Genomic DNA, 25,548 nt, shown 5'->3' with positions numbered 1-25,548 from the left:
CGACCATGAAATATCTGATCAAGGCCGTGGGTAAGCGCGGCGAAGTCTTGTCTCTGGCGATGGATGCGGACAGCTCTGTCGATGCGCAGGGTCTGGTGGAAGCTCAGGGGATGCGCGTGCTCAATGTACGCGCCGAATCGCGCTGGGTGATCCGCGGCATTCGCAAACCGGAATCCTTCAATCTGGTGCTGTTCAGCCAGGAACTGACCACCCTGCTCAACGCAGGCCTGCCGTTGATCGACGCGCTGGAAAGCCTGGCGGAAAAAGAAACCGCTCCCGGAGCACGCAAGACCCTTGGCGGGCTGGTTCGGCTGCTCTATGAAGGCAAATCCTTCTCCCAGGCGCTGACCCAGTTTCCGGCGGTGTTCCCCACCTTATATGTGGCGCTGGTGCAATCGAGCGAGAAGACCGGCGCAGTCGGCGAAGCCCTGGGGCGCTACGTGGCCTACCGCAAGCGTATGGACGAAGTGCGCCAGCGCATCGTCAGCGCCTCGGTCTACCCGATGCTGCTGTTGATCGTCGGCGGCGCGGTGGTGCTGTTCCTGATGGGGTACGTGGTGCCGCGCTTCAGCCTGGTGTTCGAGGGGCTGGGCTCGAACCTGCCGTGGCTGTCGCGCATCCTGATGGAAACGGGGATGTTCCTGCATGCCCACCAGATGGACTTCGCCATCGGCATGGCGGCATTCGTGCTGGGTTCGGTAATGCTGGTGCGCCAGCGCAGGTTTCGCCTGGCCTTCAACCGCACGATAGAAAAGGTGCCCACCGTGCATCAGCGGGTGTTCATGTACGAGCTGGCGCGCTTCTATCGTTCACTGGGGATTCTGCTGCAAGGCGGGATTCCTATCCTCACGGCCATGGGCATGGTGCGCAACCTTTTGGGCAGCGCGTCGCAGATGCGGCTCGATCAGGCCAGCGAACGCATTCGCGAAGGCCAGGCGCTGTCGGTGGCACTGGAGGCGAACAGCCTCTCGACGCCGGTCTCGCTGCGCATGCTGCGCGCCGGTGAACAGTCGGGCAACCTGGGCCAGATGATGGAACGCACCGCCGACTTCTACGACGAGGAAATCAGCCGCTGGATCGAATGGTTCGTGCGCCTGTTCGAGCCGTTGTTGATGACCTTCATCGGGTTGCTGATCGGGATGATCGTGATCCTGATGTACATCCCGATCTTCGAACTGGCGTCGAGTATTCATTGAGGCTTGGCGGTGGGTACTCGCGAGATTTGTGATCCGCCCCCTATCCCGTAGCAGCACGGCTTGCCGGCGGGGGCGCCCTCAAGCCTGCTGTAATGCCGGTGAATGAATCACTGATGAGCCCGCCGCACCCGCACGGGAACGGATTTATACGACGGCGTGCCGCTGTCCTTGTCCAGGTAATCCAGCGGCACCAGGCTGTTCGCCTCGGGGTAATACGCGCCGATGGTGCCCTGGGCGATCTTGAACTCGATCGCGGTGATCCTTTCGTAGCGCAACGGCGTACCGTCGGACACCGTTTCGATGTCCACCAGATCCCCGTGTTCAAGCCCTCTGGCGTCAAGGTCCGCCTGGCTCATGAACAGCACATCGCGACGCCCGAACACGCCGCGATAGCGGTCATCCAGGCCGTAGATCGTGGTGTTGTACTGGTCATGGCTGCGCAGCGTGACCAGGCGCAGGACATCGTCGCCCTCCACCACCAGATCCTCGTGCAACCCCTCGAAGACATAAAACTCGGCCTTGCCCGAGGGCGTGTTCCAGGTGCGATCAACCGCCGGCAGCGGCATGCGGAAACCGCCGGGTACCCGAATGCGGGCGTTGAAATCCTCGAAGCCCGGTATCGTCTTCTCGATCAGATCGCGAATCCTGTCGTAATCGGCCACCAGCTCAAACCAGGGCACCGAGCTGCCAGGCAGGGTCGCGTGGGCGATGCCAGCGACGATGGCAGGCTCCGAGCGCAGAAACTCCGACGCCGGTTTGAGCTTGCCCGCCGACGCGTGAATCATCGACATCGAGTCCTCCACCGTCACCGATTGCGGCCCACCTTGCTGCACGTCCAGCTCGGTGCGGCCCAGACACGGAAGAATGAAGGTTTCCTTCGATACCAACAGGTGCGAGCGGTTGAGCTTGGTGCCGATGTGCACCCCAAGGTCCAGCGAGGCCATGGCCGGGAAACACTGAGCGGGGTCCGGCATCGCCACCGCGAAATTGCCGCCCAGACAGATCAGCGCCCTGGCCGTGCCATCGATCATCGCCTGGGCCGTCTGCACCGCGTCATGGCCATGACCGGCCGGGGGCTTGAAGCCCAGCACCTGTTCAAGTTTGCCGAGAAAGGCGGCAGACGGTTTTTCAGTAATGCCCACCGTGCGGTTGCCCTGCACGTTGGAGTGGCCGCGCAGCGGGCAGATACCCGCGCCCGGTTTGCCGATGTTGCCGCGCAGCATCAACAGGTCGCAGATCAGGCGAACGTTGGCCGTGCCCTCGTTGTGCTGGGTGATGCCCATGCCGTAGGCCAGGATCGTCGCGTTGGATTTGGCATAGGCGGCGGCGACCATCTCCAGATCGGCCTGATGCAGCCCGCTGGCCTTCTCGATATCAGGCCACGCCGTCGCCTCAAGGTCAGCCGCCATGGCCTCGAAACCATTGGTGTGCTCGGCGATGAAGGCATGATCCAGCACCTGACCGACGTTCTTTTCCAGCTCCAGCAGTGCCTTCATGATGCCCTTGATTGCCGCCGCGTCACCGCCGCCCTTGACCATGAAGTAGGACGAGGCGATGGGCGTCGAGCCGAAGGTGGCCATCTCGATCATGTCCTGGGGGTCGGCAAAGCGTTCCAGCGCCCGCTCGCGCAGCGGGTTGAAGACCATGATCGGCACCTTGCGCCGGGCCGCCTCGTGCAGCGTGCCCATCATGCGCGGGTGGTTGGTGCCGGGGTTGTGCCCCATCGAGATGATCAGTTCGCACTTGTCGAAGTCTTCCAGGGACACCGTGCCCTTGCCGATTCCGATCGAACGCGGCAGGCCGACGCTGGTGGCTTCGTGGCACATGTTGGAACAGTCGGGAAAGTTATTGGTCCCGTAGGCGCGAACGAACAATTGATATAAATAAGCCGCTTCATTGGAGGCGCGCCCGGAGGTGTAAAACTCCACGTCATCGGGTTTTAACGAACGCAGTATTTCGCCAATTCGGGCAAAGGCTGCGTCCCATTCAATGGCTTTGAAAGTATCTGAAGTACGGTCATACGCCAGGGGGTGGGTCAGCCTGCCCAGATCCTCAAGTTCATAGTCCGAACGCTTCAACAGATCCGCCACCGGGTACGCCGCGAAGTACTCCGGCGTCACCCGTTTATGAGTGGCTTCCCAGGTCACCGCCTTGGCGCCGTTCTCACAGAACTGAAAGGTCGACTTGTGTTCGCTGTCAGGCCAGGCGCAACCGGGGCAATCGAAGCCGTCCGGCTGGTTGGTGCGCAGCAGGGTGACCGGCGCCTTGAACGCATCCATCTGCTCTCGCACCGCTGTGGCCGTGGCCTTCAGGGCACCCCACCCACCTGCGGGGCCGTCGTAGTCGCGTATTCCGGGGACTTTGCGTTTGGTCGCCATAATGGTTCCTCACCGGGTCGAGGTGCACCTTGATGCAGAGGTTTTACGCTAGCAGTGCGCCCTTCCCTGTCAAGACAACCGCCGCCGGGCGGCTATTACAAAATGACTGTTCGCGCCATTTTCTGAGGCCATAAAAAAACGCGCCACGACGAATCGTGGCGCGTTTCTTTTTAGGCCGGTTCAAGCCATCAACAGCACTTGGGTCCTGCCTTGCCGCCGTACCGGGCGTCCTGGCGTTCGCGGAAGAACACCTCGTAGGACATCACCGGCTGGTCGGGGTGAGTCTTTTGCATGTGCTCGACGTAGTTGTCGTAGTCAGGCATGCCCACCATCAGGCGGGCGGCCTGCCCGAGGTATTTGCCGAGGCGACTCAGGTCATTAAACATCAGTTGGCTTCCGGCATGGCCTGGAATGGTGATTCCTTGTCACTGCGCTCTTTCTTGACCCATGCCGCGCGGCCGACTTTCACCGCGTAGAACAGGATGCTCAGGACCACGAACAGGAACAGGCCGGTCAACGCCGCGTTGGTGTACGCGTTGAAGATCACGTGCTGCATCTGCTCGACGGTCTTGGCCGGGGCCAGGATCTGGCCGGCGTCGGCGGCGGTGCTGTACTTCTTCGCCAGGGCCAGGAAACCGACGGCCGGGCTTGGGTCGAACAGCTTGATGAAGCCTGCGGTCACGGTGCAGATCAGCAGCCAGGAAGCCGGCAGGATGGTGACCCAGACGTACTGCTGGCGCTTCATCTTGATCAGCACAACGGTGGCCAGCATCAGCGCGATACCCGCCAGCATCTGGTTGGAGATACCGAACAGCGGCCACAGCGTGTTGATGCCGCCCAGCGGATCGATCACGCCTTGATACAGCAGGTAACCCCACAGCGCCACGCAGCCGCCGGTGCCAATCACGTTGGCGGTCCAGGATTCGGTGCGTTTGAGGGCCGGCACGAAGCTGCCCAGCAGGTCTTGCAGCATGAAACGACCGGCACGGGTACCGGCGTCAACGGCCGTCAGGATGAACAGCGCTTCGAACAGGATCGCGAAGTGGTACCAGAACGCCATGGTGTTCTGGCCTGGCAGCACCTGGTGCAGGATCTGCGCGATACCGACCGCCAGGGTCGGTGCACCACCGGCGCGGGCCAGGATGGTGTTCTCGCCGATGTCTTTGGCGGTAGCGACCAGGGTGTCAGGGCTGATGGTGAAACCCCAACTGGTGATGGTCTGCGCCACGGCAACCACGTCGCCGCCGACCACAGCCGCCGGGCTGTTCATGGCGAAGTAGACACCCGGATCGATGACCGAAGCCGCAACCATGGCCATGATTGCAACGAAGGATTCCATCAGCATGCCGCCGTAACCGATGTAACGAGCGTTCTTCTCGTTATCCAGCAGTTTCGGGGTGGTGCCCGACGCGATCAGCGAGTGGAAACCCGACACCGCGCCGCAGGCGATGGTGATGAACAGGAACGGGAACAGTGCGCCTTTCCACACGGGACCGGTGCCATCGGTGAACTGGGTCAGGGCCGGCATTTTCAGCTCGGGTGCCAGAATCAGGATGCCGATCGCCAGGGCGACGATGGTGCCGATTTTCAGGAAGGTCGACAGGTAGTCGCGTGGTGCCAGCAGCAGCCAGACCGGCAGCATCGCAGCCACGAAGCCGTAACCGACCAGCATCCAGGTGATCTGCACGCCTGTGAAGGTGAACACGTGGGCCCACTCAGGGCTCGCGGCAACCTGGCCACCGGCCCAGATCGACAGCAGCAACAGCACGACGCCGATGATGGAGATTTCACCGATGCGGCCCGGACGCACATAGCGCATGTACACGCCCATGAACATCGCAATCGGGATAGTCGCCAGCACCGTGAACATGCCCCATGGGCTTTCGGCCAGGGCCTTGACCACGATCAACGCCAGCACCGCGAGGATGATGATCATGATCAGGAAGCAGCCGAACAAGGCGATGGTGCCCGGTACGCGGCCCATTTCCTCGCGAACCATGTCGCCCAGGGAACGGCCGTTACGGCGGGTCGACAGGAACAGGATCATGAAGTCCTGTACCGCACCGGCCAGTACCACACCGGCGATAAGCCAGAGGGTGCCGGGCAGGTAGCCCATCTGCGCAGCCAGCACGGGACCGACCAGAGGGCCGGCGCCGGCAATGGCGGCGAAGTGGTGGCCGAACAGGATGTGTTTGTTGGTAGGAACGTAGTCCAGGCCGTCATTGTTGATCACCGCAGGGGTGGCCCGGGTCGGGTCCAGCTGCATGACGTGATTGGCGATGAACAGGCTGTAGTAGCGGTACGCAACCAGATAGATCGCGACGGCAGCGACGACGATCCAGAGTGCGTTGATGGCCTCACCGCGGCGCAGCGCGACGACACCCAAGGCGCATGCCCCGAGGGCAGCGACGGCGAACCAACCCAGATGTTTGGTCAGTCGGGTCATTGTGGGTCTCCTGCCCAAGCTCATGGCTTGTGGCGTAATTGTTATTGTGTGATCCGGGGTAACGGAGCGTCGCCACTATCCACGCGTCTGTCAGCAAGAGAAATTCGCATTACTACGTTGCCGACTGCGTAGTACTACGTAGACCGGCATTCCTTCCCCGTAGGAGCGCGCTTGCCCGCGACGGCGTCGGTTCAGACACTCAGGTTGCCAGGTCTGACGCCATCGCGGGCAAGCGCGCTCCTACGGGTGATCGCGTCGATGGTTCCGACAGATGCAGCCAATCCGCTTAACGTGTCTAATACTCCCCACAACAACACCCCGCCCCGCCGGACACCTGCCGCCATGCAACTCAAACACAAGATCGTCGCTTTGGGCATCCTGCCGCTGATCCTCGCGGTTTCGGTCATCTGCGCGCTGGTCATCGTGCAGAACCAGCGCCTGGGCGAACAGCAGGCGCAGTTGATCGAAGACAGCATCCTGGCCAGCAAACGTGCCGAGCTTAAAAACTACGTAGAGATGGCGATGAGCGCATTGGCGCCGACCTACGACAGCGGGCGCGATGACGAGCAGACCAAGCGCCAGGTGCTCGATGAGCTGTCGCGGTTGAGCTTTGGCATCGACGGTTACTTCTTCGTCTATGACCAGAACGGCCGCAGCCTGATGCACCCGCGCCAGGCCGCACTGGTGGGCAAGGATCTGTGGAACATGACCGATCCCCAAGGCCTGCTGGTGATACGCGCACTGCTGCAGAGTGCCGAGTCCGGCGACGGTTTCCAGCATTACGCCTGGGAAAAACCGTCCACCGGGCAAGTCACCGACAAGCTGGCCCACGTGGTCATGCTCAAGCGCTGGGGCTGGATGCTCGGCACCGGCATCTACCTGGAAGACGTCGAACGCGCCACCCAGCAGGCGCGCCAGGAAGTGGCCCGCGGCATCTACGCGACCATGCTCGACATCGGCGCCGTGGCGCTGATCGCGGTGCTGCTGGTGTTCGTCTGCGGCGTCACCCTCAACGCCAGCGAACACCGCCTGGCCGACCGCAAGCTGCAGATGCTCAACCAGCGCATCATGAACTTGCAGGAGGAAGAGCGCTCCCGGCTGTCCCGCGAATTGCACGACGGCATCAGCCAAGTGCTGGTGTCGATCAAGTTCCAGTTCGAACTGGCCGGCCTGCAACTGGAAGGCAACGATCAGCGCGGGCTCGACACCCTGCGCCAGGGCACCGAGCGCCTGGGCGAGGCCATCGGCGAAATCCGCACCATTTCCCACGACCTGCGCCCTTCCCTGCTCGACACCCTGGGCCTGGCCGCCGCCGTCACGCAACTGGTGACCGAGTTCGAACAACAGACCGGCCTCGCCATCCACTACACCCACAACCTGGGCCAGTTGAAACTGGCCGAGGGCGCACCGGTGGCCTTGTTCCGTATACTTCAGGAAGCGCTGACCAACATCGAGCGCCATGCCCACGCACAGAACGTCTACATCGACCTGCAAGGCAACAAGAAGCAGGTGCAACTGACGGTGCGCGACGACGGCATCGGCTTTCGGGTGGACGTCGCCCATCTGCCGGAAGTCCAGGGCGGGATTGGCCTGCGCAATATTCGCGAGCGCGTCGAGCATTTCCACGGCCAGCTCAACCTTTATTCGGCACCGGGCCACAGCGAACTGACGGTGACCATGCCCGTCAACGTTGCCGCATGACGGCCCTTCATCAGACAGGAAAACCGCCCCGATCATGAGCGCCAGCCAGACCATCCGCATTGCCCTGGTCGACGACCATTCACTGGTTCGCGACGGCGTGCGCGCCCTGCTCTCGACACGCCCGCTGTTCGAAGTGGTGGGCGAAGCGGAAAACGCCCGCGAGGCGCTGACCCTGTGCGAAGAGGTCAAGCCCGACATCCTGCTGGTGGACATCGGCCTGCAGGACATGAACGGCCTGGAACTGACGCAACTGATCCGCCAGCGCTGCCCGGCGATCAAGATTCTGATCCTGAGCATGTACGACAATCAGGAGTACGTCGCCACCTCCATCCGCGCAGGCGCCAGCGGCTACGTGCTGAAAAACGCACCCTCGCGGGAGATCGTCGCCGCCATCGAGGCCATCGCCACCGGCGGGACCTTCTACAGCGCCGAGGTGACGCTCAAGCTGGTGTCGAAAAAGCCCGAGGAAAACGAACTGACCCCACGCGAGGTGCAGGTGCTGGTGGGCCTGGCCAAGGGGCTGGACAACAAGACCATCGCCCGGGACCTGGCCATCAGCGTCCGGACCGTGGAAACCCACCGCTTGAGCATCCGCCGTAAACTCAACATCGACAAGCCGGCGGGGCTGGTGAAATACGCGATGGAGCATGGGTTGTTGGTGCCGTGAGCTTCACTGCATATCCATTGTAGGAGCGCTTGCCCGCGATTGCGGCGGGTCAGGCGCCTCTGCATTGCCAGATACGACGCGTCGCGGGCAAGCGCGCTCCTACAGGCTACTCATGAGGCATCGGGCAAGCCGCGCTCTGCCGTCTCCTGATCCACCGGCAAGGCAAAGCGGAACGTCGCGCCCTGCCCCGGTACGTCGACCAGCTCGATCCTGATCCCGTGCAATTGCAAGATCTGATGCACGATGCGCAAGCCCAGTCCGCCGTCACGCCGCGCTCCGCCGATGTTGAACGGGCGCAGGAACAACCCCTCGCGCAACTCGGCGGCAATCCCCGGGCCGCTGTCGCTGACCGTCACTTCCACGTATTTGCCCTGGGGCTGCAAGGCAATCCTGATCTCGCCGCCGGTTGGCGTGTGGCGCAAGGCGTTGTCGAACAGGTTGGTCAGCACCCGCTCGATCAATCCCAGATCGGCATGCACCCCTGGCACGGTCGGCGGGAAGTTCGGGGTCAGGGTGACCGCCTTGGCCTCGGCGCCCAGTTCGAACTTCTGGAAGATGTCCTGCACCAGGTCGGTCAGCGAGAAACGCTCGACCACCGGCACCACGAAGCCGTGTTCCAGACGCACCAGCTCCAGCAACGACTGCGCCAGCCCGCCGACCTTGCGGCTCTGGTCCAGCGCAATGCCCAGGTAACGCCGGCGCTCCTCGGGGCTCAGGCTGGCGTCCTTGACCGACAGCACCTCCAGATAACCGTGCAGCGAGGCCAGCGGCGTGCGCAGGTCATGGGAAATATTCGCCACCAGCTCGCGGCGGTCCTGGCTCTGCCGGGTCAGGGTCTGCCACTGCTCGCTCAGGCGGTTCTGCATCTGCCTGAAGGTCGCGTCGAGCACGGCAATTTCATCATCGCCATGGCGCGGATGCCCTGACGCCTCGGCGGGCAGCAGCACCGGCGCGGCATTGATATCGAAGTGGCTGACCGAATCCGTCAGACGCCGCAGTGGTCGGGTGATCCAGCCAAACGCGGCCAGACCCGCGAACAGGCAGAGCAAGGCGATCAGGCCGATGGACCACAGCGCCGTGTTCAACGCCTCACTGGTCGCGCCGCGCTCGGCGAAGCGGTCGTGGGCCTCGCCCAGCAGCACCACGTAAAGGAACCCGGCAGGCTTGCCCATGACCATCAAGGGCGCTGCGCTGAACACCTTGCGCGCGTCCATGCTGCGCGGGTCGTCGCCCAGGATCGGCAGCGGCTTGCCCGCCAGCAGTTCGCGCACCGGCGCCAGGTCCACGCGATCACGCAGCACCCGGTCCTTGGGCGCGGCATCGCCGACGATGCGCCCGTCGCCGTCGAGCAGGTACACCTCGACGCTGGGGTTAACCAGCATCAACTGGCTGAACAGTTCACGCACGGCGTCGGGTTTGAGGCCGTTGGCGTCCATCAACTGGGTATCGCGGGCGATGTGCTGGGCCAGATCCCGGGACAGGCCCTGAACCACTTCCAGCTCATGCATCTTGTTCGAACGCACCTGCAACCACACCGAGGTGCCGCAGCAGATCAGCAGCAACAGCGCGAACACCAGGGACAGGCGCTGGGTCAGGGTCATTTTCACGAGGCGTCCCCCGGATCGACGAACTTGTAGCCGCGCCCCCACACCGTGAGGATGCGCAGCGGCTGGGCCGGGTCCGCCTCGATCTTGGCCCGCAGGCGATTGATATGGGTGTTGACCGTGTGCTCGTAGCCCTCGTGGTTGTAGCCCCACACCGAATTGAGCAGGTCCAGCCGGGAAAACACCTTGCCTGGCTGGCGGACGAAGAAATACAGCAGATCGAACTCCCGGGGCGTCAGGTCCAGCGCCCGGCCTTCCAGCGAGGCTTCACGGGTCAGCGGATCGATGAACAGCCCGGCGCTGGACAGGCTGCCCGCCTCCATCTTGAGGTTGCGGGCCATGGCATCGACCCTGCGCAGCAGCGCCTTGACCCGCGCCACCAGTTCCATCATAGAGAAAGGCTTGGCCAGGTAATCGTCGGCACCCAGCTCAAGGCCCAGGATGCGGTGCATTTCGCTGGAGCGGGCGCTGGTGATGATGATCGGCGTGTAGCGCGTCATGGCCCGGGCACGGCGGCAGATCTCCAGGCCGTCGACGCCGGGCAGCATCAGGTCCAGGATCAGCGCATCCCAGCCGCCCTGCTCCAGCAGGCGCAGGCCCTTTTCGCCGTCGGCGCTGTGCACCACTTCGAAGTGTTCGTCCCGCAGATGCAGGCAAATCAGGTCGGCGATATGGCTATCGTCCTCGACCACCAGAATGCGTTTGGGCTGATCCATGAAAGGCAAACCTTGCGGGCGCTTGAATGCGCAATGGGGCCATTGTGCCGATTTTGGCGGCGGGCAGTTATCACGAATTGTTTAACTCTCGGTGAGGATTTTGGGAACAGCCCCCGCGCAGGATGGCCCCATCGCACCCTCGACCTGTCCCGACCACGGCAGGCAGCCGGTGCCAAGGAGACCATCATGCTTTCAAGACGACAGTTCATGGTACTGAGCAGCAGCGCAGGCGTCGCAGCCATCGCCCTGGGCGTGCTGCCCAAGTTCGCCGACGGCGAAAGCCTCACCCCGGCCGATTCCCCGGTGGGCACCTTCGAGGTCAGCCACAGCGACGCCGAATGGCACGCCCTGCTCACTGACGAGCAGTTCCAGGTGCTGCGCCGCGAAGCCACCGAACGCCCCTACAGCAGCCCGTTGAACGACGAACACCGCAACGGCACCTTCGCCTGCGCCGGTTGCCAGTTGCCGCTGTTCGCGTCGAGCACCAAGTTCGACAGCCACACCGGCTGGCCGAGCTTCTGGCAACCGCTGGACAACGCCACGGCGATCCGCACCGACACCTCGTTCGGCGTGCTGCGCAAGGAAGTCCACTGCCGCCGCTGCGGCGGGCATCTGGGCCATGTGTTCACCGACGGGCCGAAACCCACCGGCTTGCGCTATTGCATGAACGGGTTGGCGATGACGTTTGCCCCGCAGACATAACCGCGCCCGGTCGGGCCATGCGACGACACTCTGTCAATCAGACTCAACTTTGAACGGACCAAAACCATGCTACTGATCATCCTTGCCTACCTCGGCGGCGTGCTGACCATCGTCAGCCCCTGCATCCTGCCGGTGCTGCCTTTCGTCTTCGCCCGCACCGGTCAACCCTTCGTGCGCAGTGGCCTGCCGTTGCTGGTGGGCATGGCCGTGACCTTCGCCCTGGTGGCGACTCTGGCAGCCGTCGGCGGAGGCTGGGTGGTCCAGCTCAACCAGTATGGCCGTGGCCTGGCGCTGATCTTCGTGGCGCTGTTCGGCCTGACCCTGCTGCTGCCCAGGCTGGCCGAGCGCCTGACCCGTCCGTTGGTGGCTGCCGGCAGTCGCCTGTCGGAAAACGCAGGCGTGGATGCCAGGCCGAGCCCCTGGGCGTCCTTCCTGATCGGCGTGGCCACGGGCCTGTTGTGGGCGCCGTGCGCCGGGCCGATCCTGGGCCTGGTACTGACCGGCGCCGCCCTGCAAGGCGCCAGCGTCGGCACTACCCTGCTGTTGCTGGCCTATGCAGCGGGCGCTGCGACGTCGTTGGCCCTGGCCCTGCTGCTGGGCGGCAAGGTGTTCAGCGCGATGAAGCGTTCGCTGGGCGCCGGTGAGTGGATTCGTCGCGGCCTGGGCGCGGCCATGCTGGCGGGCGTCGCAGCCATTGCCCTGGGCCTGGACACCGGCCTTCTCACCCGCATTTCCACGGCCTCCACTGGCAGCCTGGAACAATCGCTGGTGGGGCGTCTCACAGGAAATTCCAAAGACAGCAACCTGATGCAAGGCGGCGCGATGATGGCCCAGAACATTCCTGGCCGTGACGACGCCGGCGCCAGCATGCAAGCCTCGGGCGCCATGATGGCGGCGAAGAACACCAGCGCCAGCCTGCCGGTCGAAGGCCAGTTGCCCTCGCTCAATGGCGCCGTGCAATGGCTGAACTCCGCGCCGCTGACCGCCGAACAGCTCAAGGGCAAGGTGGTGCTGGTCGATTTCTGGACCTACTCCTGCATCAACTGCCTGCGCAGCCTGCCTTACGTCAAGGCCTGGGCCGACAAGTACCGCGACCAGGGGCTGGTGGTGATCGGCGTGCATGCACCCGAATTTGCCTTCGAGCGCGATGTGAAAAACGTGACCAAGGCCATGACCGACCTGGGCATCAACTACCCGGTCGCTGTCGACAACGACTACAAGATCTGGCGTGCCTTCGACAACCAGTACTGGCCCGCCCACTACTTCGCCGACGCCCAGGGTCGTATCCGTTACCACCACTTCGGTGAAGGCGCCTACGATGAATCCGAGCGTGTCATCCAGGAGCTGCTGCGCGAGGCCGGCAACGGCCAGATCACCAGCGACCTGATCCACGCCAGCGGCAAGGGCGTGCAACAGGCAGCGCAGATGAGCGAGGTGAAATCCCCGGAAACCTACCTGGGCTTCGACCGCGCCGAGAACTTCGTCTCCCCGGGCGGCGCCAAGGGTGACCGCGCGGCCAGCTACAGCACGCCACATAGCCTTGCGCTGAACAACTGGGGCCTGGACGGCCAGTGGAACATCGGCGCCGAGCGCGCAAGCCTGACGGCGGCCAACGGCAAGATCGTCTACCGCTTCCATGCCCGCGACCTGCACCTGGTGCTGGGGCCTGGCAGCGACGGCAAGCCGGTGCGTTTCACCGTCAAGATCGACGGCAAGGCACCGGGCGACGCCCATGGCACCGACGTCGCACCCGATGGCAGCGGCACCGTCACCGAGCAGCGCCTGTATCAGTTGGTGCGCCAGCCCGGCGATGTCGCCGACCACACCTTCAGCATCGAATTCAGCGATCCGGGCGTGTCGGCCTACGCCTTCACCTTCGGTTGATCCAGCCCGTTTCAGGAGTAGCAGAGATGAAAGACATCAATCCCGTGACCTCGACCTTCGCCCACTGGAAACGCGCCGGCCTGCGTCTGTTCGCCGGGGCCGTGTTGCTGCAGACCGCCGCCTGTTCGTTTGCCGGTGAAGATGCGGTGAGCATCGCGCCGCCGCAGAAAGACGAAGTCGTCAGCACCGCCGGCAGCGAAACCGCGGTGTTGGCCGGTGGCTGTTTCTGGGGTGTGCAAGGGGTATTCCAGCATGTGCAGGGCGTGACGAAAGTGGTTTCCGGGTACGCCGGGGGCAAGGCCGACACCGCGCATTATGAACGTGTCAGCGATGGCGACACCGGGCATGCCGAGTCGGTGGAGATCACCTTCGATCCGTCGAAAGTGAGCTACGGCAAACTCTTGCAGATCTTCTTCTCGGTCGCCCACAACCCCACCGAACTCAACCGCCAGGGCCCGGACAGCGGCACTCAGTACCGTTCGGCGATCTTCCCCGAAAGCCCCGAGCAACAAGCGGTGGCCCAGGCCTACATCGCCCAGCTGGACGCTGCCAAATCCTTCAACGCGCCCATCGTGACCAAGATCGAGAAGTACAACGGTTTCTACCCGGCCGAGGACTACCACCAGAACTTCCTCACCACCCACCCGACGTATCCGTACATCGTCATCAACGACCTGCCCAAGGTCGGGCAACTCAAGCAGTTGTTTGCCGATCGGTACAGCGAACAGGCGGTGTTGTTCAAGACAGGGCAGTGATGACCCTCGGTGCGGGCCGTGGGCCCAATCCAGACGCGAACCTGTAGGAGTGAGCTTGCTCGCGATAGCGGTGGGCCAGCCATGACGATGCTGCCTGACACTCTGCCATCGCGAGCAAGCTCACTCCTACAGGTCATGTGCTCGTCAACGCAGAGCCACCACAAACCAAAGTATGCCCCGCCAACACCTGTGTATCGCCTCCCGGTACCAAGGTACAAGTGACGCGCTGCGCCGGCAGTAATACCTTGGAGCCATTCCTGTCATGCAGGCCAGACCTCTCTCAAAGCCGTGGGACGCACACCCTACCGGACAGGCCGTCGAAGCACACGTCGAGGAGATTCGCCATGTTTGCCGATGTCGATCCAAAGCCAGGACTCAACGCCGAGTTTGCCGCCGATGCCCACGGGCTGTACACCACCCTGCACGGCCAGGAGCGTGAGCTGTTTCTCCAGTTGCTGGACGCCCATCGCGAAACCGCCGAACAGGCCGGTGGCTTTGCCCGGGAAGTGCGCTGGCGCCTGCGCAGCCTGAACTATCAGGCGATCAAGGAGCTGTTCAAGGATCTGGATCAGTCGACCCGGGAATTCGTGACTTTCCTCGAAAGCCGCATGCAGATGCTCAACGGCACAGTGACCCAGGCCCGGTTGACCGCCGCGCCGCTGGCCGACGCCGAACAGGCCCCCGGCTTTCGTGAGTGCTTCAAGGAGATTCATCAGTTGGCGCAACACCTGACCACCCTCACCGCAAAGGCCCAGGGCTTCATGGACCGGGCCGTGGATGCAGGGGATTACGCCACCGCCAACCTGGTCAGCGAGCTGCTGTACCGCACCAATCAACTGGTGTGCAAGATCAAGCTGGACATCCCTTCCGGCGCCTCGTTCACCAGCGAGTGTCGCCAGCCGCCGCGCCCCAACACCTGGTTCTCGACCATGGAGGTGTGGGCCCACAGCCCGGGCATTGCGGCGTTTACCACGGCCCAGAGTTACCGCTTCTGATTCAAATCGCGTGCTGTTCTCTCCTCCTTTAGCGCCCGGACAGGGCGCTTTTTTTATGAACGACTACGCTGCCTGAGTTTCGAAGCGCTCTGCGTGGCGGGTTCGGGCTTGAACGCGCCACAGGCAACAAGGAAAAAGACGCACACGCGTCCAATAAAAAGACAGTTGATCGAGCAAGACTAGCCGTCCCAAACCGGAGCCTGATAATGAATAAACTCACCACCGTGGCGGGTGCACCCGTCGTTGACAACCAGAACTCGCAATCGGCCGGCCCCCGCGGCCCACTGATGCTGCAAGACGTCTGGCTGCTGGAGAAACTGGCCCACTTCGACCGTGAAGTGATCCCGGAGCGTCGCATGCACGCCAAGGGTTCGGGCGCGTTCGGCACCTTTACCGTGACCCACGACATCAGCCGCTACACCAAGGCCCGGTTGTTCTCGCAGATCGGCAAGCAGACCGACATTTTCATCCGCTTCTCGACCGTGGCCGGTGAGCGCGGCGCCGCCGATGCCGAGCGTGACATTCGCGGTTTTGCCGTGAAGTTCTACACCGAGCAAGGCAACTGGGACCTGGTGGGCAACAATACCCCGGTGTTCTTCCTGCGCGACCCGCTGAAATTCCCCGACCTGAACCACGCGGTCAAACGCGATCCGCGCACCAACCTGCGCAGCGCCGAAAACAACTGGGATTTCTGGACCTCGCTGCCTGAAGCCCTGCACCAGGTGACCGTGGTCATGAGCGACCGTGGCATCCCGGCCTCGTACCGTCACATGCACGGTTTCGGCAGCCACACCTTCAGTTTTATCAGCCCGCAGAACGAGCGCTTCTGGGTCAAGTTCACCCTCAAGACCCAACAAGGCATCAAGAACCTGACCGACGCCGAAGCCGCTGCCGCCGTGGCTGGCGACCGTGAAACCCATCAGCGCGACCTGTTCGATGCCATCGAAACCGGTGACTTCCCGCAGTGGAAACTGTTCGTGCAAGTGATGCCCGAACAGGAAGCCAACAGCTACAAGGTCCACCCCTTCGACCTGACCAAGGTCTGGCCGCACGCCGACTACCCGCTGATCGAAGTCGGCACCCTGGAGTTGAACCGCAACCCGGACAACTACTTCCACGACGTCGAGCAGGCCGCGTTCAACCCGGCCAACGTGGTGCCCGGCATCAGCTTCTCGCCGGACAAGATGCTGCAAGGCCGGCTGTTCTCCTACGGCGACGCCCAGCGCTATCGCCTGGGGGTCAACCACCACCAGATCCCGGTCAACACGCCCAAGTGCCCGGTCAACAGCTACCACCGCGACGGCCAGATGCGTGTCAACAGCAACGCTGGCGGCACCATCGGCTACGAGCCCAACACCAAGGGCGCGTGGGTCGAGCAGCCGGACTTCTCCGAACCGCCCCTTGAGCTGTACGGCGCCGCCGCGAACTGGGACTTCCGCAAGGACGACGATGACTACTATTCCCAGCCGCGCGCCCTGTTCCGCCTGATGACGGCCGAGCAGCAACAGGTGCTGTTCGACAACACCGCGCGGGCCATCAGCGGTGCTTCGGCAGCGGTCCAGCAGCGCCACATCGACAACTGCACCCGTGCCGACCCGGCCTATGGCGCCGGTGTCGCTGCGGCCATCGAGCGCCTGCGCTGACCGGCCTCTACGCTGAGCGATAAACAGCGTTGACACAAAGGGGTGTTCAGGCCACGGTACTGACACCCCTTTTTCCTGCCCGCGATTCAACGCCCGGTGCCTGCCATGAACGAACTCCAGCAACTGAACGAAACCCACGGCCTGCTGCTGGTGTTCGTCAATGTGCTACTGGAGCAGATCGGCCTGCCAGTGCCGGCCTACCCGACGCTGATCGTCACCGGCGCCCTGGCGATGCAGAGCAAACCACTGCTGGGCGCGGGCGTGCTGGTGGCGATGCTCGCCTGCCTGATCGCCGACGCACTCTGGTACTGGGCGGGAAAGCGCTATGGCGGCGTCCTGCTGAAGACCATCTGCAAGATTTCCCTCTCCCAGGACACCTGCATCCGCCAGGGCCTGACGGTGTATGACCGGGTCGGGCCGCGTGCGATGCTGCTGTCCAAGTTCCTGCCCGGTGCCGGTGCGCTGGTGACCACGGTGGCCGGCATGAACGCCACACCGTTTGGGGTGTTCATGCGTTATTCGCTGGCGGGCTCGTTCATCTGGGCAGGCTCTGCGCTGTTGTTGGGGATGCTGTTTACCGACGCGCTGATCCCGATGCTGGACTGGCTCAGCGGCTACCTGCCGCTGGCCATTGGCGGTGCCGTCGCCGCGTTGCTGCTGTTCATTGCCTGGAAGTACTGGAAGCGCCGCCGCTTGCTGGCCCGCACCTCCCAAGTGCCGCGCATCACCGTGCCGCAGTTGCTGGCCCTGCAAGACACCGACCATGCGCCGGTGGTTATCGACGTGCGGCCCAAATTCCACAGTGCAATCGTCGAGGGCATTCCTGGCGCGGTGTCGATCAGCCTCGAAGAACCGCTGCAGCCCTGGGTCGAGCAACTGGGCGACGTCGACATGGTGTTCTACTGCGCCTGCCCCAACGAGCTGTCGGCGGCATTGCTGGCGCAAAAGCTGAGCGCCCACGGGCTGACGCGGGGCAAGGCGCTGGTCGGCGGGCTCGATGCCTGGCGTGACGCGCAGCCTGACCATGACGCACCAGGGCAGACTGCGACGGCCTGAGCCGCTCACGCGATATCGATCACCACCTTGCCCTTGGCACTTGCACTGTTGACACGCTGGTAGGCTTCATCGGCCGTTGCCTGCGTGAAGCGCTGATCGTCCAGCAGTACCCGCAGTTCTCCGGCTTCGGCCATGCGGGTGGCCTGGGCCATGATCTCGCCGTGGTGCTTGCGACCCTTGCCGGTGAGCAGCGGCAGCAGCGTGAACACGCCTGAATAAGTGGCGGCCCGGAACGACAGCGGCGCCAGTTTGTGCTCGCCCCAGCCCAGGCAACTGACCACATGGCCGGTGTAGGTACGAGCAGCGGCGAAGGAATCGTCCAGGGTCGCGCCGCCGACTGTGTCGTAAATGACGTCGAAGCCTTCGCCGGCGGTGTGCCGGGCCATGTATTGCTCGACGCTGCTGGCGCGGTAGTCGATGGCCGTGGCGCCAAAGCTTTCGATGGTCGCCAGGCTGTGGGCGGAACCGGTGGCGAAGACTTCGGCTCCGAGCGCTCTGGCGATCTGCACCGCCACATGCCCGACCCCACCGGCGCCGCCATGCACCAGCACCGTCTGACCGCTGCGCACATTGGCGCGGTCCACCAGCCCTTCCCACGCCGTGATGAACACCAGCGGCAAGGCAGCCGCTTCACGCATGCTCAGGTTGCGCGGCTTGCGGGCCAGCAGGTCGGCGTCCACGGCGATGTACTGCGCCAGCGCGCCCTGATTGCCACCAATGCCGCCGCCCATGCCGTACACCTCGTCGCCGACCGCAAAAGCGCTGACACCTGCACCGAGCTTTGCCACCACGCCGGCCAGGTCCATGCCCAGCACGGCGGGCAAGGGTTGCCGGGCATGGCCGCCCTTGCCTGCGTGAATCTTGGTGTCCAGCGGGTTGACCGCGCTGGCCATGACTTGCACCAGCACCTGGCCAGGACCGGGCTCGGGCATTTCCAGAATCTGCAGTTCAAATGGGGCGTTGTGTCCGACGGCGACGACGGCTTGCATGGTGCTCATGGCGGTTTTCCTGATTCAGCGGCCTCGATGTGAGGCGATGAACAGAGTTTGCCCTCAGCGTTTGATGCCGATAAGACCACAAATGCCTATAGTCCTTATTCCAGAATCTGACTAAATGAGCACGTGATGGACACTCTCGAAGCCATGGCCATATTCGTGCGGGTGGTCGAGCGCGGCAGTTTTTCGGCCGTCGCAAGAGAGCTGGGCACGACCCAGCCGACCGTCAGCAAACAGATCAACGCACTGGAAAAGCGCCTGGGCGGGCGACTGATTGCCCGCAGCACCCGTCAGTTGTCGCTGACCGATGAGGGCACGCGCTATTACAAGCAATGTCGCGACATCCTCGCAGCGGTGGACAACGCAGAGCACAGTTTCCAGACGGGTCGGGAGGCCGTGGCGGGGCCGTTGCGCATCGCCTCCTCGGTGAGCTTTGGCCGCTTGCAGATCGCCCCCAGGTTGCAGGGGTTTCTTGAGCGCTATCCCGAAGTCACGGTGGACTTGCTGCTCAGCGACCAGAACGTCGATCTGGTGAGCGAAGGCATGGACGTGGCGATCCGCATTGGCGAGCTGAAGGACAGCAGCCTGATCGCCCGGCAGATCGGCCTGACCCGGCGGTTATTGGTCGCGGCGCCCGGTTATCTTGAGCGTCATGGAACGCCACAGGCGGCTGAGGAGCTAAGCCTGCACAACTGCATCCTGTTCAACCTGCTGGCCGATTTCGACACCTGGGTGTTCGATGCGGGGCAGTATCACGTGCAGGTAAAAGGCAATGTGCGCAGCAACAACAGCGAGGCAATCCGGCAGATGGTGCTCAGCGGGTTGGGGATTTCGTTGTCGCCGACCTGGCTGTATCGCCGGGACATTGCCCAGGGCCGGGTGGTGCAAGTGCTGCCAACCCTGACACCCTCAGCCTTGCCCATCCACGCCCTCCTCCCGGCCAACCGCAGGCAGTCGGCGCGGGTGCGGGCGTTCGTGGACTACCTGGCCGAGGGGTTCAACTCTGACCCCGATCTCTCGAATTGAGCACCAACCTCTCGAATTAAACACCGACCTGTAGGAGCGCGCTTGCCCGCGACGGCGGTGTGTCAGTCCCCAGATTCGAGACTGAAACACCGCCGTCGCGGGCAAGCGCGTTCCTACAGGATTGGACCGATGGGTATCAATGCAAAACGCTCTGCAAGAACTGCCGCGTGCGTGGATGTTCTGGTGCCGAGAACACCTGCGCTGGCGGGCCCATTTCGACGATCTTGCCGCCATCGAAAAACACCACGCGATCCGCCACCTCCCGGGCAAACCCCATTTCATGGGTCACCACGATCATGGTCATACCCTCTGCGGCCAGGCCCTTCATCACGCTGAGTACCTCACCCACTGTCTCCGGGTCCAGGGCAGAGGTTGGCTCATCGAACAGCAACAGGCGCGGTTTCATCGCCAGCGCACGAACAATCGCCACCCGCTGTTGCTGCCCGCCGGACAACTCGCCCGGATAGCCATCGGCCTTGTGCTTCAAACCCACGCGATCAAGCAAAGCCAGCGCGCTGGCCCGGGCGTCGGTCTTGCTCACGCCCTTGACCTTGACCGGCGCCAGGATCATGTTGGCCATCACCGTCATGTGCGGAAACAGCGTGTAATCCTGGAACACCATGCCGATGTCTTCACGCAGCCGGGCCATGGCCTTGCGGTCGTCGGCGCGAACCGAGTCGCCGCCATCGACCACCACGCTGCCTGCCGACGGTTCTTCCAGGCTATTGAGACAGCGAATGAAGGTCGACTTGCCCGAACCACTGGGCCCGATAATCACCACCACCTCGCCCTGCGCCACGTCCAGATCGACCCCCTTGACCACCTCCACCGAGCCGAAATGCTTGTGCAGCCCGCGCACTGTCAGCATCGGTTTCATAGGCCGGCCTGCGCGCGGGTAGCCGCCTGAAGCTTGTCCTGGGCCGCCAGCAGCCGATCACGACGGGCCTGATTGGCCTGGCGCTCCTGGTGCAGACGCGCATTGGCGCGCGCCAGGCTGGGCAGCAACGAGGACAACGCCGGCCCGCCAGCCGAGTTGCGCGACTGCACGTTGGCAGTCGGGTCCAGGCACTCGCGCACCTTGTCGGCAGGCAGATTCAGGGCGTGGCCCAGCTGCTCGCGGGCACACAGGTCAACCATTGCGGTATCGATGCGATGGGCTGGCAAGCCTGCGTCCATCGCCATGCGTACCGCAGCGCCGACGATATGATGCGCTTCGCGGAATGACAGATCGGCTTCGCGCACGATCAGGTCGGCAAGACCCGTGGCCGTGGAGAAGTCTTCCCCTGCCCGGCGGCTTGCCAGTTCGGCGTTCGGAGTTGCGGTACGCAGCACCAATTCCAGCAGTTTCAGGCAACGCAGGCTTTCTTCGGCGGCCTCCCAGAACCCCCGCGTGCCCTCGCGGTTGGCGTCCCCGGTGTGGGAGAAATTGCTGCCCTTGACCGTCACGCTCGCGGCCATCAACAGGCCCACGATATGCCCGGTGCGGCCCTTGAGATACTCGAGCACCGTCGGGTTTTTCTTCTGCGGCATGATGCTCGACGTCGCCGCGACACTGTCCGGGAAGTCGATCAGGCTGAATTCGTGGGTGCTCCAGACAAAATAGTCCTGCGCCACCCGGCTCCAGAACACCGACAGCAAGCTTAAGTGCGACAGACTTTCCAGAATGAAATCACGGGAGCCCACGGCATCCAGTGCGTTGTCGAGAAAACCGTCGAAGCCCAGCAGTTCTGCGGTGCGTGCCCGGTCGATGTCGAACGGCGTCCCGGCGAAGGCAGCGGCCCCCAGCGGGCTCTGGTTCATCGATTCGAGGGTCTGGCTCAGCCGTTTACAGTCACGCTCAAGCGCCTGTTCCACCGCCGACAGGTAATAACCGTAGGTGATCGGCTGCGCCGGTTGCAGGTGGGTGTAACCGGGCATCACCACCTCGGCGAACACCTCGGCGTTGTTCAGCGCAGTCTGGCGGGCCTGGATCAGCGCATCGATCAGGGCCATGAGCACTTCACGGCAGCGCATGCGGTCCAGGGTGGCGAGGATGTCATTACGGCTGCGCCCGGTATGCAGGCGGCCGCCGACATCGGTGCCGATCTGCTCGATCAGGTGCGCTTCATAGTTGAAATAAGCATCCTCCCGGGACGGGTCCAGCGTGACCACCGCCGGCCCCGCCGCTTCCATGTCCAGCACCCCTTTGGCCAGGGCAGTGGCATGTTCTCCGCGAATCAGGCCTTGCTCGGCGAGCATCACGATGTGCGCCTTGTTGACGTTGCCCAGGTTGAGAAAACCATCGGCGAAGCCTTCCAGACGAGGCCGGTAGATGAACTCGTTGACCTCGGGGGCAGTGGTTTCTTTCAAACGACGACTGACTTTGGATTCTTGCATGTTCAAACCCCTTCACGAGTAACGCGCATCGCCGGACGACCCAGGCGACGCTCGAGATAACGGCTGAGCCAGCTCAGCAGCGAACAGATAACGAAATACACCACCAGCACCAGGCCATAGACCGCGAACGCGGGGCTCACCCCCGTCATCACGGTGGAGCGCTCGACGATGATCTGGCCAACTTTGAGAAACTCGCCCACTCCAACCAGCGCTCCCAGCGAGGTGGCCTGCACCAGCATGGTCAGCAAGCCCGTGTAGGCTGGCAGGATCGCCTTCATCGATTGCGGGGCAATCACGTGCAGATAGATCTGCCAGGGGCGCAGGCCCAGGGTCCATGCGCTCTTCCACTGGTGGCGGTTCACCGACTCAAGCCCACCGCGCACGATCTCGATGCCGTTGGCACTTCCCCACAACGTGAGCCCTGTAACCACTGCGGCAAAGGGGCTCAGATCAAGGCCGAACATCGGCGCGCCGAAGAAGATGAAGAACACGTTGACGATCAGCGGAATCGAACGAAACAGCTCCACGTAGCCATGAATCGTCCACCACAGCAGGCGATTCCTGAGGGTCGCCAGCACGCCGAACACCGTCGAGATGATCGTGGTGAACAGCAGGATCACCAGCGCCAGGCGTACGGTCATCCACAGTCCCTTGAGCACGAAACCCCAGTTTTCGATCAGAAAATTCATACTGGCCTCAGTGCCTGAAAGGACGTTGCAGGTGGGCCGACAGGCGTCCGGTCGCAAGCGACAGGATCGCCACCAGAATCAGGTACATCACGCAGATCGCGCTGAACATCTCGATGGCCCGAAAGTCGGTGGCGATCCGGTCGACCGCCACGAACGTCAACTCCGCAAGACCAATGGCTTGCAGGTACGAGGAGTTTTTCAGCAGCGAGATCGCCGTGTTGAGCACCGCTGGCAAGCTGGTGCGAAAGGCAATCGGCAAGGCCACCAGATAGAAGTACTGGTGCGGTTTGAGGCTCAACGCCATGCTCGCTTCGCGCATCTTGTTCTCCACCGTCGCCAGACCACCGCGCATGTTCTCCACCTGATAGGCGCCGGCCCACAGCGACAGACACAGCACACCGGACCAGAACAGCGATAACTCAAGGCCGACGGCCGGAAGGCCATAGAAAATGAAGAACAGTTGCACCAGGATCGGCGTGTTGCGGATCAGCTCCACGTACAGCACCACGGCCTGGGCCAGAAACGGAATCCGGAAGGCCCGCACCGCGCCACCGAAAACGCCGATCAGCAGCGAGCAACCGATGGCCAGCAGCGACACTCGTAGCGTCATCAGCACGCCGTCGAGCAAGGCTGGCCACTGGGCCAACAGATAATTGAGATCAAAATCCATGACGGCGCCCGATCAGAGTTTTTCAGCAGGCTTGGCCTGCTCGAATACGCTCAGGTAGTAGCTCTGGATGTTCTGCGGCACGTACTGACGCACCCAACCGCCGAACAGCTTCTCTTCGTGCATCTTCGCCACCGCAGCGCTCAGGTAGTCGCGCAATGGTTCATCGTTCTTGCGCACGCCGATGGCGGCGTCGGAAATCTGGAACGGCTCGTTGATAAGGCGGGCGTCGCCGTCGTTGGCAGCCACTACCACAAGGGTTGCAGCATCGTGGGTGTAGGCGTCGGCCCGACCCTGGCGAAAGGTCTGCAGGGCATCGGCGGCGCTGTTCATGCGCAACGTCTTGACCTCGGGCATGTGATCTTCGAACCACTTGGCCTGCACCGAGCCTTTGAGGGTGGCCAGGGTCTTGCCGTTGAGGTCCTTGATGGACCTGATCGGGCTGTCCTTCTTCACCACCACGTCGCTCGCCCCCCAGCGATAAGGCGTGGTGAAGTCGATCACCCGCTGCCGTTCAGGGGTCACGCCCAGGGTCGCGATGAGAAAGTCGACCTTGCGTCCGATCAGCTGTGGCACGCGGTTTTCGGCGGTGACGCAGGTGAAGCTTACCTTGTCCCTGGAGCCCAGCGCCCACAGCGCGATCTGTTTGGACATTTCGACTTCGACGCCCGCGTAGTCGCCGCTGCTGTCCTGGAAGCCATAGGGAGGCTGGTCGCAGCGCACACCGGCGCGCAATTGCCCGGCCTCCTTGATTTCGTCGGGTACCGGCGGCAGATCGGCCGCATGAACCTGCGCCATCCCTGCCAGGGAAACAGATGAGAAAGCCAGAGCACGAACGAGGAACTTTAACGAAAACGACATAATGCCTCCTGGTAGACGATCAGCGAGGTGCCCCGCAACGCGGCGCCACGCAAAGATTTCAAGGGCAGACTTCAAGGAAGAGCTCAGCGGGGTTTGCCACGCCATGCCGGGTAGACACAGATGCCGGGCCACCGTGTTCGTCTGCGCGAACTGTCGATGTCGAAAACAGTTATAAAGCCTCTGGCTCATGCCAACAAATGACAATACATTGGTCACCCATACCGAATTGATATGGCCTGCCATGAACTTCAAACAAGTCGAAGCTTTCCGCGCCGTGATGTTGAGCGGCTCGATGACCGCAGCAGCCGAGTCGCTGCACACCTCGCAACCCAACGTCAGCCGGTTGATCGCTCAGCTTGAACGCGGCAGCGGCTTCAAATTGTTCGAGCGCGTGGGTGGGCGGCTGTTGCCTACGGATGAAGGTGCGGCGCTGTTCGCCGACGTTGAGCGTGCGTTCATCGGTTTGCAGAGCCTGGAACGGTCGGCGCAGAACATTCGCCGTGGCGGGACGGGTCAACTGCGCATCGCTGCAGTGCCGTCGCTGTCACTGACGGTCTTGCCCAGGGTCATCCAGCGCTTTCGCCAGGAAAACCCCGAAGCCGCGATTTCGATCCACACCAGCGACTCGCCGATGGTCGCTCACTGGGCAGCTTCGCAGTTCTGCCATGTGGGGCTGGCGTCCTATGTGGGCGAGGACATGCCGGGGGTGAGCACCCAGAAGATCTGCGATGTACCGGGGGTATGTGTGTTTCCGAAGGGGCATCGGCTGAGCGAACTGTCGTCGATCAAGCCGGAGGATCTACACGGCGAGGAGTTCATTTCCCTGTCGCTCAACGACGGTTCGCGTACACGGGTCGACCGGGTGTTCGCCGAAGATCGGGAATACCGCAAACTGAATGTCGAAACGCCCTACGCCGCGACCGTTTGCTCGCTGGTGGCGCTGGGGCTGGGGGTGAGTATCGTCAGCCCCATGGTGGCGCGGGAATACCTGCACATGGGGATCGAGACCCGTCCATTCCTGCCGCAGATCCGCTTCTCGACCTATCTGATGCTGCCCGAAGACAGGCCGCAAAGCTTGCTGAGCCAGCGGTTCAGCGTGCTGATCCAGGAAATGCTCGGCGAGGCGAGCAAGGGGTGGCAGTTGTAGAAACCGCGATACGACCTTGAGACCGCCTACGCCGGCGAGCCGGA

At 63.1% G+C, this 25,548-nt stretch carries 22 protein-coding genes; 11 read left to right on the top strand and 11 right to left on the bottom strand.

Annotation, left to right across the window (positions count from 1 at the left end):
• Positions 1–5: 5 nt before the first annotated feature.
• Positions 6–1,196: a type II secretion system F family protein gene (locus ACIPO9_RS11410; RefSeq protein WP_400780937.1), complete on the top strand. Its 1,191-nt coding sequence runs from the start codon at positions 6–8 to the stop codon at positions 1,194–1,196.
• 107 nt (positions 1,197–1,303) lie between these two features.
• Here the strand turns inward: ACIPO9_RS11410 and ACIPO9_RS11405 are convergent, their stop codons facing one another.
• From ACIPO9_RS11405 to ACIPO9_RS11395, 3 genes are all read right to left on the bottom strand, one after another.
• On the bottom strand, positions 1,304–3,574 hold the full coding sequence (locus tag ACIPO9_RS11405) for an FdhF/YdeP family oxidoreductase (protein ID WP_400780934.1): 2,271 nt from the start codon (positions 3,572–3,574) through the stop codon (positions 1,304–1,306).
• 188 nt (positions 3,575–3,762) lie between these two features.
• Positions 3,763–3,960 carry a YbdD/YjiX family protein gene (locus ACIPO9_RS11400; protein WP_166598714.1) on the bottom strand — a complete coding sequence of 66 codons (198 nt, stop codon included), beginning with the start codon at positions 3,958–3,960 and terminating at the stop codon, positions 3,763–3,765.
• Positions 3,960–6,020: a carbon starvation CstA family protein gene (locus tag ACIPO9_RS11395; RefSeq protein WP_400780931.1), complete on the bottom strand. Its 2,061-nt coding sequence runs from the start codon at positions 6,018–6,020 to the stop codon at positions 3,960–3,962. Before ACIPO9_RS11395 ends, ACIPO9_RS11400 begins: the two co-directional genes overlap by 1 nt.
• 342 nt (positions 6,021–6,362) lie before the next feature.
• On the opposite strand from ACIPO9_RS11395, the gene ACIPO9_RS11390 reads away from it, so the two are divergent.
• Both ACIPO9_RS11390 and ACIPO9_RS11385 read left to right on the top strand, forming a co-directional pair.
• The gene (locus tag ACIPO9_RS11390; RefSeq protein WP_274130682.1) at positions 6,363–7,721 is read left to right on the top strand and encodes a cache domain-containing protein; all 1,359 of its coding nucleotides are present in this window, start codon (positions 6,363–6,365) and stop codon (positions 7,719–7,721) included.
• A gap of 34 nt (positions 7,722–7,755) precedes the next feature.
• The gene (locus ACIPO9_RS11385; protein ID WP_274130680.1) at positions 7,756–8,388 is read left to right on the top strand and encodes a response regulator transcription factor; all 633 of its coding nucleotides are present in this window, start codon (positions 7,756–7,758) and stop codon (positions 8,386–8,388) included.
• Positions 8,389–8,498: 110 nt separating this feature from the next.
• On the opposite strand, the gene ACIPO9_RS11380 is transcribed toward ACIPO9_RS11385, so the two are convergent.
• Together ACIPO9_RS11380 and ACIPO9_RS11375 are read right to left on the bottom strand one after the other, a co-directional pair.
• A complete protein-coding gene (locus tag ACIPO9_RS11380; RefSeq protein ID WP_400780929.1) occupies positions 8,499–9,995 on the bottom strand; it encodes a sensor histidine kinase in 1,497 nt (498 codons plus the stop codon).
• A complete protein-coding gene (locus tag ACIPO9_RS11375) occupies positions 9,992–10,708 on the bottom strand; it encodes a response regulator transcription factor (protein ID WP_274130677.1) in 717 nt (238 codons plus the stop codon). Before ACIPO9_RS11375 ends, ACIPO9_RS11380 begins: the two co-directional genes overlap by 4 nt.
• 186 nt (positions 10,709–10,894) lie before the next feature.
• Between ACIPO9_RS11375 and msrB the strand changes: the two genes are divergently transcribed.
• The 6 genes from msrB (at position 10,895) to ACIPO9_RS11345 (ending at position 17,743) form a co-directional block, all read left to right on the top strand.
• Positions 10,895–11,410, top strand: coding sequence for a peptide-methionine (R)-S-oxide reductase MsrB (msrB, locus tag ACIPO9_RS11370; protein WP_400780926.1), 516 nt, complete (start codon positions 10,895–10,897; stop codon positions 11,408–11,410).
• A 66-nt stretch (positions 11,411–11,476) separates the two neighbouring features.
• Positions 11,477–13,294 carry a cytochrome c biogenesis protein DipZ gene (locus ACIPO9_RS11365; protein ID WP_400780925.1) on the top strand — a complete coding sequence of 606 codons (1,818 nt, stop codon included), beginning with the start codon at positions 11,477–11,479 and terminating at the stop codon, positions 13,292–13,294.
• A gap of 26 nt (positions 13,295–13,320) precedes the next feature.
• Positions 13,321–14,049 carry a peptide-methionine (S)-S-oxide reductase MsrA gene (gene msrA / locus ACIPO9_RS11360; protein ID WP_400780923.1) on the top strand — a complete coding sequence of 243 codons (729 nt, stop codon included), beginning with the start codon at positions 13,321–13,323 and terminating at the stop codon, positions 14,047–14,049.
• A gap of 344 nt (positions 14,050–14,393) precedes the next feature.
• Complete coding sequence (locus ACIPO9_RS11355; RefSeq protein WP_400780921.1) at positions 14,394–15,044, top strand: ferritin-like domain-containing protein; 651 nt, start codon at positions 14,394–14,396, stop codon at positions 15,042–15,044.
• 206 nt (positions 15,045–15,250) lie between these two features.
• The gene (locus ACIPO9_RS11350; protein ID WP_400780918.1) at positions 15,251–16,687 is read left to right on the top strand and encodes a catalase; all 1,437 of its coding nucleotides are present in this window, start codon (positions 15,251–15,253) and stop codon (positions 16,685–16,687) included.
• Positions 16,688–16,792: 105 nt separating this feature from the next.
• On the top strand, positions 16,793–17,743 hold the full coding sequence (locus ACIPO9_RS11345) for a VTT domain-containing protein (RefSeq protein ID WP_400780916.1): 951 nt from the start codon (positions 16,793–16,795) through the stop codon (positions 17,741–17,743).
• A gap of 5 nt (positions 17,744–17,748) precedes the next feature.
• Here ACIPO9_RS11345 and ACIPO9_RS11340 read toward each other — a convergent pair whose 3' ends face one another.
• Positions 17,749–18,732 carry a zinc-dependent alcohol dehydrogenase family protein gene (locus ACIPO9_RS11340; RefSeq protein ID WP_400781075.1) on the bottom strand — a complete coding sequence of 328 codons (984 nt, stop codon included), beginning with the start codon at positions 18,730–18,732 and terminating at the stop codon, positions 17,749–17,751.
• A gap of 135 nt (positions 18,733–18,867) precedes the next feature.
• Between ACIPO9_RS11340 and ACIPO9_RS11335 the strand changes: the two genes are divergently transcribed.
• Entirely contained in the window at positions 18,868–19,764 is an 897-nt protein-coding gene (locus ACIPO9_RS11335; RefSeq protein ID WP_400780914.1) for a LysR family transcriptional regulator, read from the top strand.
• Positions 19,765–19,900: 136 nt separating this feature from the next.
• On the opposite strand, the gene ACIPO9_RS11330 is transcribed toward ACIPO9_RS11335, so the two are convergent.
• Genes ACIPO9_RS11330 through ACIPO9_RS11310 form a run of 5 tightly spaced genes read right to left on the bottom strand, consistent with a single transcriptional unit; the run spans position 19,901 to position 24,357 of the window.
• On the bottom strand, positions 19,901–20,641 hold the full coding sequence (locus ACIPO9_RS11330) for an amino acid ABC transporter ATP-binding protein (protein ID WP_400607372.1): 741 nt from the start codon (positions 20,639–20,641) through the stop codon (positions 19,901–19,903).
• A complete protein-coding gene (argH, locus tag ACIPO9_RS11325; protein ID WP_274130668.1) occupies positions 20,638–22,140 on the bottom strand; it encodes an argininosuccinate lyase in 1,503 nt (500 codons plus the stop codon). The genes ACIPO9_RS11330 and argH overlap by 4 nt, the downstream gene beginning before the upstream one ends.
• 2 nt (positions 22,141–22,142) lie before the next feature.
• A complete protein-coding gene (locus tag ACIPO9_RS11320) occupies positions 22,143–22,829 on the bottom strand; it encodes an amino acid ABC transporter permease (protein ID WP_274130667.1) in 687 nt (228 codons plus the stop codon).
• A gap of 7 nt (positions 22,830–22,836) precedes the next feature.
• Positions 22,837–23,499 carry an amino acid ABC transporter permease gene (locus tag ACIPO9_RS11315; protein ID WP_400780911.1) on the bottom strand — a complete coding sequence of 221 codons (663 nt, stop codon included), beginning with the start codon at positions 23,497–23,499 and terminating at the stop codon, positions 22,837–22,839.
• 12 nt (positions 23,500–23,511) lie between these two features.
• Complete coding sequence (locus ACIPO9_RS11310) at positions 23,512–24,357, bottom strand: transporter substrate-binding domain-containing protein (RefSeq protein ID WP_400607380.1); 846 nt, start codon at positions 24,355–24,357, stop codon at positions 23,512–23,514.
• Positions 24,358–24,598: 241 nt separating this feature from the next.
• On the opposite strand from ACIPO9_RS11310, the gene ACIPO9_RS11305 reads away from it, so the two are divergent.
• Positions 24,599–25,504 carry a LysR substrate-binding domain-containing protein gene (locus ACIPO9_RS11305; protein ID WP_274130664.1) on the top strand — a complete coding sequence of 302 codons (906 nt, stop codon included), beginning with the start codon at positions 24,599–24,601 and terminating at the stop codon, positions 25,502–25,504.
• The last annotated feature ends 44 nt before the right edge of the window (positions 25,505–25,548 follow it).

The sequence above is a fragment of the Pseudomonas sp. NPDC090203 genome (assembly GCF_044746765.1).
In the GTDB taxonomy this organism is placed as follows: domain Bacteria; phylum Pseudomonadota; class Gammaproteobacteria; order Pseudomonadales; family Pseudomonadaceae; genus Aquipseudomonas; species Aquipseudomonas putida_AD.
The sequence above is the reverse complement of the archived record's forward strand: the minus strand, read 5'-3'. Positions and strand labels throughout refer to the sequence as shown.